The sequence below is a fragment of the Inquilinus sp. genome (assembly GCF_057815775.1).
In genome coordinates, this window is sequence record NZ_JBYRFX010000570.1 from 1 (window position 1) to 3,037 (window position 3,037).

The 3,037-nt window shown below is 73.3% G+C and carries 3 protein-coding genes; 1 reads left to right on the top strand and 2 read right to left on the bottom strand.

The annotated features are described in order from the left end of the window. The coding region (hrpB, locus tag AC3XYG_RS19880) for an ATP-dependent helicase HrpB (protein WP_489141596.1) at nucleotides 1–1,987 on the bottom strand (1,987 nt) is incomplete at its 3' end. Between the two features lie 239 nt (nucleotides 1,988–2,226). Here hrpB and AC3XYG_RS19885 point away from each other — a divergent pair. Beyond that, on the top strand, nucleotides 2,227–2,811 hold the full coding sequence (locus AC3XYG_RS19885) for a PAS domain-containing protein (protein WP_489141597.1): 585 nt from the start codon (nucleotides 2,227–2,229) through the stop codon (nucleotides 2,809–2,811). Between the two features lie 38 nt (nucleotides 2,812–2,849). Here AC3XYG_RS19885 and AC3XYG_RS19890 read toward each other — a convergent pair. Continuing rightward, nucleotides 2,850–3,037 (bottom strand): hypothetical protein (locus AC3XYG_RS19890; RefSeq protein WP_489141598.1); only part of this gene is annotated, 188 nt, incomplete at its 5' end.

The following is a 3,037-nucleotide window of genomic DNA, read 5'->3' on the forward strand; positions in this document are numbered from 1 at the left end:
CGGGCCAGGCCTCGCCCTCCAGGGTGTGGGCGAAGCCGACCCGCCGGCGCAGCGCCGCGGCACCGTCGCGCCAGGGCAGGGCGTCGAGGCCGAGCCGGCGCACGCCCTCCAGCATCGCCGCCGCCACCGCCTCGGGCGCCGGCTTCGGCAGCGCGGCATCGGCCAGCACCAGGGCACCGAGCCGGCGCTGCCGCCGGGCGGCGACAGCCTGCTCGGCCGCATCCCAGGTGACGCTTTCGATCCAGGTGATGCGGTCGCCCAGCACCGACTCCAAAGTCGCGGCGTCCAGCGGTGCGGCCGCCAGGATGCGGGCCTCGCGCCCGGCATCATCGGTCTCGGCGATGGTGAGGAAGTCGGCACCGGCGAGCGGGTCTGTCTCCCGCACCGAGGCGCCGCGGCCATTGGCCATCAGGAAGCTGCCGCGCACGCCCGGCCGCCGCCGCGCCACCCGGTCGGGATAGGCCAGCGCCAGCAGGGCGCCGGCATCCTCCGGGCCTCCGCCATGGCCCAGATCAAAGCGCCGGCCGATGTCGCGTGCCGCCTCGCGCAGCCGGGCAATCGCCGGGTCGTCCCTGACACGGCGCAGCGCCTCGATCGAGCTGCGCAGATCGGTCTCGGCCACCGGCTTGCGGCCCTCCAGGATCGCCGCGATGTCGGCCGCGACGCCGCCGATGCCGTCGGCCTTGGCACGCAGCACCATATGCGCCAGCCGCGGGTGCAGCGGCAGCCGGGCCATCGCCTTGCCATGCGCGGTCGGTCGGCCAGCGCCGTCGAGGGCGCCGAGATCGGCCAGCAGCGCCCGGGCCTGGGCCAGGGCGGCGGCCGGCGGCGGGTCCAGCCAGGACAGGTCGCCGCCGCCCCCCCCAACCACACCCCAGAGCGCCAGCTCCAGCGCCAGCGGCGCCAGGTCGGCCACCAGGATCTCCGGCGGCGCGAACGGCGCCATGGCGCCCTCGCCGGCCTTGGCCCACAGCCGCCAGCACATCCCCGGCTCGGTCCGGCCGGCACGACCACGGCGCTGGTCGGCGGCGGCGCGGGCGATCGTCACGGTCTCCAGCCGGCTCATGCCAGTGCGCGGGTCGAAGCGCGGCGCGCGGGCCAGGCCGCTGTCGATCACCACGCGCACGCCCTCGATGGTCAGGCTGGTCTCGGCGATGTTGGTCGCCAGCACCACCTTGCGGCTGCCCGCCGGCGCCGGGCGGATTGCCTGATCCTGCGCCGCCCCGGTCAGGTCGCCATACAGCGGCGCGACGATCACCTTGTCGCCCAGCCCGGACAGCCTGGCCTGCACCCGGCGGATCTCCCGCGCGCCGGGCAGGAACACCAGCAGGCTGCCGCTCTCCTCCGCCAGCGCGTCGCGCACCGCGCGGGCCACCGCATCCTCGATCGCCTCGCCGGCGCGGGGCGGCCGGTGCTGGGTCTCCACCGGAAAGGCGCGGCCGGCCGAGGTGATGAGCGGCGCATCGCCCAGCAGCCGCGCCACCGGCTCGCCATCCAGTGTCGCCGACATCACCAGCAGGCGCAGGTCGTCGCGCAGCGTGCCGCGGGTCTCCAGCGCCAAAGCGAGGCCGAGATCGGCGTTCAGGCTGCGCTCGTGGAATTCGTCGAAGATCAGGGCGCCGACGCCTTCCAGCGCCTGGTCGTCCTGCAGCATCCGGGTCAGGATGCCCTCGGTCACCACCTCGATCCGGGTGCGCGGCCCGATCTTGCGGTCCATGCGGATGCGATAGCCGACGGTGTCGCCGACCTTTTCGCCCAGCAGCGACGCCATGTGGCCGGCCGCAGCGCGGGCCGCGATCCGCCGCGGCTCCAGCATCACGATCTTGGCGTCACCCAGCCAGGTCTGGCCCAGCAGCGCCAACGGCACCCGGGTGGTCTTGCCGGCGCCGGGCGGCGCCTGCAGCACGGCGCGGCCGCCCCCGGCCAGCGCGTGGCGCAGCGCCGGCAGCGCCTCGTCGATCGGCAAGGGGGGCAGGGGCGGGGTCACGCTTTGTCCATCGGCAACCCGGCGGTGGCGATCTGGTGCTCGGTCATGGGCCTCTTTGCTCTGTCGCCGCAGCCGGAGGTTGTGCCCGGCGGGTTCGATCCCGTCCGAACACGCGTCTGTCCGGGAGGGCCGAACCTGCGCTATTCCTGCACCAGATGAATTCACCGCTCCAAGGGCGAAGTGGTTCCGCGCCCGATCGAGCGCATACTCGGTCTTGGTGCGGCATTATCTCAGGCTCGATGCAACGGCTGCTCGCAAGCTTCGTCACCCATCTCGTCTCCGCCCGCCGTGCGCCGGAGGAGGAAACCGATGCGTCCGGCCATGCGGAACTGGGCGCCCTGCTGGACCGCTGGCACCGGCTGCGCGACGACGCGCCGATCCCGTCGGAACAGACGCTGCTGCCGGTCAACTTCAATCCCTGGATCGCCAACCTCGCCATCGTCGATATCGAGCATGGGCCGCTGCGCCCGCGCTACCGCGTGGTCGGCAGCCGCCTCAGCCACCTTGCCGGGCGCGACCTCGCCGGCCGCTATGTCGACGAGCTCTATGCCGAAGAGATCCGGGCGGAGGCGATGAAGGCCTATGGCATGTGCGTGGCCGAGGGCGTGCCGCACTACACCCACCGCCGCTTCCGCTTCCCGTTCCGGCGCTTCGGCTATCACCGGCTGATGCTGCCCTTCGCCGGGCCCGCAGGGGCGGTCGACCGCGTCCTGCTGGCAATCTACCCGGACAGCGAGGCGATCGAGACCGCGGTCGACTGGCAGCGCTATGTCGACCCCGAAGACCTGAACCGCTGGCTCGGCTACGGCCCACCGCGGTCTTGACCGTCGTGGCCCACCGCGGTCCTGACCGTCGTGGACTCTCAGTAGGCGGCGACCATGGAATAGACGTCGGTGCCCATCTCGACCACGCTCAGCACATCGCGCTTGTGGCGGTCGCGGGTCCAGGTGCCGCGCACGATGATCGGCCGGCCCGGCGCCAGGCGGCTGCCGTCCGGGTCCATCGCCGCCGCGAAGCTGGGGGAGAACTGGACCACCGTGTTGTCCTTCA